This is a genomic window from bacterium (genome assembly GCA_036524115.1).
Taxonomy (GTDB): Bacteria; JAUVQV01; JAUVQV01; order JAUVQV01; family DATDCY01; genus DATDCY01.
In genome coordinates this window covers 23,806-30,643 of the sequence record DATDCY010000197.1, presented here as the reverse complement: position 1 = coordinate 30,643, position 6,838 = coordinate 23,806, and the positions used below count along the sequence as shown (strand labels likewise).

General features: G+C 74.9%; 3 protein-coding genes. All 3 read right to left on the bottom strand.

Features of this window, described 5'->3' with window-relative positions; all coding sequences use genetic code 11:
• Positions 1 to 2,414, bottom strand: a 2,414-nt coding sequence (locus tag VI078_09565) for a CHASE2 domain-containing protein (GenBank protein ID HEY5999528.1), incomplete at its 3' end; no start/stop codon positions are given.
• Between the two features lie 4 nt (positions 2,415 to 2,418).
• Positions 2,419 to 2,877, bottom strand: a complete 459-nt coding sequence (locus VI078_09560) for a hypothetical protein (GenBank protein ID HEY5999527.1) — start codon at positions 2,875 to 2,877, stop codon at positions 2,419 to 2,421.
• A gap of 81 nt (positions 2,878 to 2,958) precedes the next feature.
• Positions 2,959 to 6,588 (bottom strand): two-component regulator propeller domain-containing protein, encoded by a 3,630-nt coding sequence (locus VI078_09555; protein ID HEY5999526.1) that lies wholly within the window; start codon positions 6,586 to 6,588, stop codon positions 2,959 to 2,961.
• Between the last annotated feature and the right edge of the window lie 250 nt (positions 6,589 to 6,838).

Sequence of the window (6,838 nt, the reverse complement as noted above, 5' to 3'; positions counted from 1 at the left end):
CCCGGCTGCGGGCCGCCGACGACGGCGTCCGGGTCCGGCGGCGGCGCGGTGGGCGTGCTTCCGTCCGCTGCCTGCACCGGCAGGGCGATCGTGAAGGCCGTGCCGGCGCCGACGGCGCTCGCCACCTCGATGCGCCCGTGGTGCTCGAGGACGATGTTGCGGGAGATGTACAGGCCGAGGCCCGTCCCCTTGCCCTCCCCCTTGGTGGAGAAGAAGGGCTCGAAGATCCGCGCAAGCACCTCCGGCGGCATGCCCGAGCCGTGGTCCGCGATCCGCACGCGCACGGCCGGCCCCGCGGGCGGCTGCCCCACCGAGGCGCGCGTCCACCCGGCGCCATTCCCGTCCGGCGGCCACGGCGCGGCCGCCCCCGGCCCGCAGGTGGCGACCTCGAGCCGCCCGCCCTCGGGCATCGCGTGGGTCGCGTTGACCACCAGGTTGAGGAAGACCTGCTTGAGCTTCTCGCCGTCGCCCCACGCCGGCGGCAGGGCGGGGTCGAGGGCCGTCGCCGCCTTGACCTTCCCCTTCTTCAGCTCGTACTCCACGAGGCCGAGCGTGTCCTCGATCACCCGGTTGACGTCCGTGGCCTTCATCTCCGGCTTCTGGGGGCGCGCGAAGGAGAGGATGTTCTGGGAGAGCCGCAGGATGCGCTGCGACTCCTTCTGGATGATGTCGGCGTAGCGCAGCGTCTTCTCCGGCAGGTCCTTCGTCGCGACGATGATGTCGCTCATCATCATGATGGACGTGAGCGGGTTCTTGATCTCGTGGACGATCCCGGAGCCCATCCGGCCGATCTCCGCGAGCTTCTCCGACTGGATGAGCATCTCGAGCATGCGCTTCTTCTCGGTCAGGTCCTCGGAGATCGCCGACGTGCCGACCACCGTGCCGGCCGAGTCGCGGATGCTCGAGAAGGCGATCTCGACGGGAATCTCGCGGCCGTCCCTCGCGAGCAGCGGCACCTCCAGGCCCGTGCCCGCCGCTCCCGCGGCCAGGCCGGCGAGCGCCTGCGCCACGGGCGCGCGCGCGGCGGGCGCCAGCAGCATCGCCCAGTCGCGCCCCAGCGCCTCCTGCTCGGTCCAGCCGTAGACCCGGGCCGCGCCGGCGTTCCAGCTCGCGATCCGCCCCGAGGGGTCGAAGCTGAAGATCGCCTCCGCGGCCGACTCGACCAGGTGCCCGAGGTACTTGAGACGCTCGAGCGCGCGCTGCTTCTCGGCACGGGCGTCGACGTACTGCATCGTCGTCGCCACCACGTACGAGGCCAGGATGGCCCCCAGCGGCGCGACCAGCGGCAGCAGCAGGCTGCCGCGCGAGAAGGCGACGACGGCGACCGCCGCGTAGCCCGCGCCGGCGAGCCCCGCCGCCCCGAGGCTCGCCGCCGGCCGCACGCTGGAGGTGATCGCCCCGACCGCCGCGCCCAGCAGCAGGCAGATGGCGAGCGTCGCCCACCGCGGCGGGCGGTGCGGGAACTCGCCGTTGATGACGTTGTCGATCATCGTCGCCTGGATCAGGAACATCGGGTACACCGTCGAGAACGGCGTCGGCTGCAGATCGACGTTCCCCGCGAAGTTGACGCCGACGACCACGATCTTGTCCCTGAGCGCCGCGAGGTCGACGGCGGCGGCGCCCGGATGGGCGTCGGCCTCGAGGACCTGCCGGTAGGAGTACTGCACGGGAAAGGCCTCGAATCCTCCCGCGAAGTCCAGCGCCGTCATGCCGTCCGCGTCGACGGGCACCCGCACCGGCGGCCGGCCGGGGGGGAGCAGCTCGAGGTCGCCATCAGCCGTGAGCCGCGCCACCGCGGCCGGGGCACCCAGCGCCTGCGCCGCGGCCCGGAGCGCCGCCGACGGGTAGAGCGCGCCCTCGTGCCAGAGCACCGCCGGTATGCGGCGCGTCCCGCCGTCGGCGTCGCGAACCGCGTTCGCGTGGCCGACGCCAGCCGCGGCGGCCCGCAGCGCCGCGACCGGCTCCGTGAGCGACCTGCCGCCGAGGACGCGCCCCGCATCCCCGCCCCCCGCGGGCGTGACGCCCGCGAACGACGAGATGAGGTGGACGTTCCCGGCCGCCCGGACGGTGCCCGCCAGCAGCCGCTCGTCCTGGGGCGAGGGGGACTCCGCGAAGAGCACGTCGAAGAGAACGAGCTTCGCGCCCGCACGGCGCAGGGCGTCGACGAGCAGCGCGTGCTTGTCCCAGCCCCACGGCCAGCGGCCGTACGCGGCGACGCTGTCCTCGCCGATGAAGATCACCGCGATCGGCGAGCGCACCGGCCGCGCCCCGCGCAGCCGGAAACGCAGGTCGACCGTCCGCAGCTCGAAGGAGCGGAACAGCTCCGTGCCGCTGACGAGCGCGGCGAGCGCGGCCACGAGCAGGCCGAGGAGCGCGGGGCGCACGGGGCCCCGCGCCGGCGACGTCGGGCGCATCGCGCTACTTCGCGGCCGGCGCGCCCTCGTTCCAGTAGTGCTCGCGCTTGAGGTCCCCGGCCTTCTCCTCGGCCTTCTCGGTCCCGCGCACGCCGGTCAGCGGCGTGACCTGCATCTCGGCCTTCGTGGCGTCCGTCGGGGCGGCGATCTTTGCCCGCGCCTTCTCCAGCTGCGCCTTGAGGAGCAGGTCGGAGACCGCGATCTCCGCCTTGCCGGCGACCGTCGCCGGAAGGCCGCCGTCGAAGAGGACCTCCACCTTCGCCGCTTCGTCCGCCCGGATCATCTGGCCCTCGAAAAGCGGCATCTTCGCCGACGCCGCCTGCCAGGCGCCGTCGCGACCCACCTGGACGTTCCCGGTCGCCGCGACCACCGCGCCGACCTGCGCCGGCCCCTCCGCCCGCACCGCTCCGGCCACCATCAGCACCATTCCCGCCACTGCAACCGCCACCGCCCTGCGTCCCATCCCCTGCCCCCTTTCGCCGAACGACCCCTCACCCCACCGCGGCGCGCGCGGCCGGCGGATGCCCGCCGGCGTGCCCGCCGACTACCGGGCGGTCCCTCCTGCCGCCGCCCCGCCCCCCGCGTCCCCGACATCCCCGGCGTCCCCCCCGAGGGCCATCGCCCGCCGATAGTGCTCCCGCGCCAGGTCGAAACGCCCCAGCTCGCAGAAGGTCAGGGCCAGCTCCACGTGCACCTCCGGCAGTTCCGCCCGCGCCAGCGCCTCCCCGTAGCGCCGCACCGCCTCGGTGTAACGCCCCTGCTCGTACCGCACGTTCCCGAGGTTCCCGTAGCCGCCCGCGAACGCCGGCTGCAGCTCGATCACGCGCTCGAAGTGCGCGGCGGCCCGTCCCAGGTAGCCGCGCCGTGCCAGCAGCACACCCAGCGCGTTGAGGGCCGCTGCGTCCGCCGGGTCGGCCGCAACGCGCTGCGCCAGCTCCCGCATCTGCGGGCTCGTCAGCGCCTCCTCCTGCAGGCGCACGTCCTGCGCCACGAGCCCGCGGACGGCCTCGATCGGCGGAGCGACGATGTCCGGCGCCGGCGGGCGCGGCTGCAGCGGCGCGTACTTCCTCCAGGCTTCCTTTGTCACGATCACCGCGAAGCGCCGGCTCGCGAGGGCCGAGGCGGCCGCGTCCCACGCGGCGCTGAAGGGTTGCCCGACGGCCGTCGTCTCGACGGGGACCCAGACCCGGCCCCGCTCGTCGACGTGCAGCAGCCCCGGGTCGCGCGCCACCTGGCCCGCGCTCCGCGCCGTGAGCCCGGTGTCGAACATGACGAAGACGTGGTCGAACACGTCCACGAGCGCCGTGTCGATGCCGACGTTCTCGAGCAGCGCCGCGTAGAGCACCGCCAGGTCGTCGCAGTCCCCTGCGCGCGAGCGCAGCGTCTCGCGGGGCAGCCGCACGACGTCGAGCGTCGGGCGGCCGGGCACGATGCCGCCGTAGGGGTTCGCCGGATCGGGGAGGTAGCGCACGCCGTGGGCGCCGAGCGCGTCGAAGAGCTCGATCGCCCGCAGCAGGTTGTCGTAGACGATCGCCGAGTGCTCGACCTCGCGGAAGCCCTGGATCGTCCCGCGCGCGAAGCGCTCGATCGCCTCGTCCACATGGGTGATGTAGAGCCCGATGCGCTCAGGCTCGTCCCAGACCATGCCGCTCTTCTCGACGACCGTCACCGCGAGCGTGCTCTCGTATTCCTTGCGCTCGCCGCCGATGGCGTACTGCAGGGTCAGGCGCAGCTGGCGGGACTCGGTCTTCTCCAGGTCGAGGACGCGGTCGCTCAGCTCGACCCGCAGAGGGACGCGGACCAGCTCGCCCGGAGGCGCCGACATCACGGTGTCGGTGGGGAAGTCCATGAGCCCGGGGATGAACGCGCCGATCTTCACCCGCAACGGCCGGTCATAGCGGCTGCGCACGGCGATCCTTCCCGGGGCGGGGCGCGCGGCGGCCGTCTCGCCGGCGTAGGAGGCGTACAGCGAGGCGTACAGCGGGTCGAACGCCGCGTCGACCAGCTCCAGGTCGAACAGCGAGGTGTTGACCTCGAAGGCGACGGCCGCGGGCGTCGGGTCGGCGTTGAGCTCGCCGTCGAGGGCGCGCACCTCGAACTCGTGGCGCCCGTTGGCCAGCTCCGCGACGGTGGCCAGCGTCCCGGCGGACCAGGGCGACCACTCGCCGCCGTCGATACGCCAGGAGTAGCGCAGGCGCGCCGGCGGACTCTCCAGGTCGGCGCCGGCGAACTCGAAGAGGTAGAAGGGCGAGGCGACGGTCCCCGCCGGCGGGTTCTTGACGCGCGTCTGCGGCGGGGCGCGATCGGGGCGGTGGGCGGCGACGCCGTCGGCGGCGGCGAACCAGAGGCGCCCCTCCGCCTCGGCGATCGACTCGATGCTCGGCGCGGGCAGGCCGTCCTGCTCGCCGAACGAGCTCGACAGTCCCCCGTCGAGGCAGGAGACGCCCTCGCGCGTGCCGACCCAGAGGCGGCCGCGCGAGTCCTCGAAGAGCGTCTGCACCCGCGCGCTGACGAGCCCCTCGCGCACGCCCAGGGCGACCCAGCCCTCGCCCTCGCGACGACAGAGTCCGCGCTCCGTCCCGACCCAGATCCGGCCGGCCCGGTCGGCCAGGAGGGCGGTCACCGCGTTCGCCGCAAGTCCGCTGGCCGCATCGTGCCGCCGCCAGCCGCCCTCCGCGCGCTCCCAGAGGCCGTCCGCGGTGCCGACCCAGAGCACCCCCCGCGGGTCGACCAGCAGCGCCGTGACCGGGTGACCGGGCAGCGCCTGCGTCCCTTCGAGACAGGTCCACTCCCCGCCGCGCAGGTAGCTGAGCCCGCCGTCCGTCCCGACCCACATCCCCCCGTCCGCGTCGGCGGCGAGGGCCGTCACCTCGGCGCCGGTGAGCCCCCGGTAGCGGTCGCAGACGACGGACCGCTGCGCGGTCACGGCGCCCCACGGCTGCTCGACGTAGTCGGTGCGCACCTCCGGGACGTGCTGCTCGCGGACCCTGCCGTCGAAGCGCACGAGACCCTGGTCCGTGCCGACCCAGAGGTCCCCGGCCGCGTCCTCGGCGAGGCAGCGCACGCGGGCGTCGAGCCGCTCGCGCGGCCCCACGATCTCGAACGCGCCGTCCCGCTGCACGACGAAGCCTGCGTCCGCGGCGATGTACAGCGACCCGTCCCGGGCGCGGTGGAGCGGCGCGCGCAGGGAAATGCCGTCGCGACGCGCGGCGGGCGGACGTGACCAGCTCGCGTCGAACCGGGCGAGCCCGCGCGCGGTGCCGACCCAGATCGAGCCGTTGCCGTCGGCCGCCAGCGCGAGGACCTCGTCCGCCGGCAGCCCGCTGCGCGCGTCGAACCAGTGCCACTCGTAGCCGTCCGAGTAGCCCGCGCCGGCCGCGGTGCCGACCCAGAGGCGGCCCTCGCCATCCTCTGCCAGGGCGGCCACCGCGGCGGCCCCGGCATCCGGGCCGAACCGCGCCGCCCGCCAGGCGCCGCCGTCATACTCCGCCAGGCCGCGCTCGCCTCCGCACCAGACCGCGCCGCGGGAGTCCTGGAGGAGGGCGGTGACCGCGCCGGACGGGAGGTCGGCGGCTTCGCGCTCCAGCGCCCACGCCCCCTGCTCCGCCCGCCAGAGATCCCCGCCCGCGCCCGCCCAGAGGCGTCCGTCGCGGTCCGCGAGCAGCGCGGTCACGGGGCGGCCCGCGAGCGCCGCGACCGGCTCGAGGTTGCCGGCGGCGCGATCGAAGCGCAGCAGGCCACCCGCGTGGCCCAGCCAGGTCGTCCCGGAGCGGTCCGTGGCGACGGTGACCCGGCTCCGCTTCTGCGGCGGTCCCCCGGGGAGCCCGAGGCGGCTCCAGCGGCCGCCGGCGATGCGGCCGAACCCGGTGCCCGCCCCGACCCAGAGCCCGCCGTCCGCCTCGGGCGCAAGGCTGTGCACGTCGTCGGCCGGAAGGCCGTCCGCCGTCGTCATGCTCTGCCAGCGCTCGCCGTCGTAGCGGCTGAGGCCGTCGCGGGTGCCGATCCACAGGCCGCCGGCGCCGTCGGGAACGACCGCCTGCACCGTGTTCCCGGCAAGGCCGTGGGTGCGGTCGAAGAGCCGCCAGGGGCTGGCCGCCGCCCCGGCCGGCCGCGGCAGGGCGGCGACGGCGGCGCAGAACGCGAAAACCAGAGACAATCCGGACGATTGGCTCATCCACAGGATAATACCCGATTCCCGGCGGCAGGTTGCGCCCGCGCGACACTGCCCGCCCGAAACGATGGACGTGCCAGTTTCAAAGGCACAGGCTGCCCGAGTCGAGAGCGAGCGTCCCGGTGCGTCCTGGCAAGGAAGCGGGGATGGGCGCGCGGAGGCGTGCTGGTGCACGCCGCACCGCCGCCACTCGACAGGCTCGCGGCGGCAAGGACCGCGCCGCAGCCAGGGCGCGGCGGGGCCTCGCTATCGA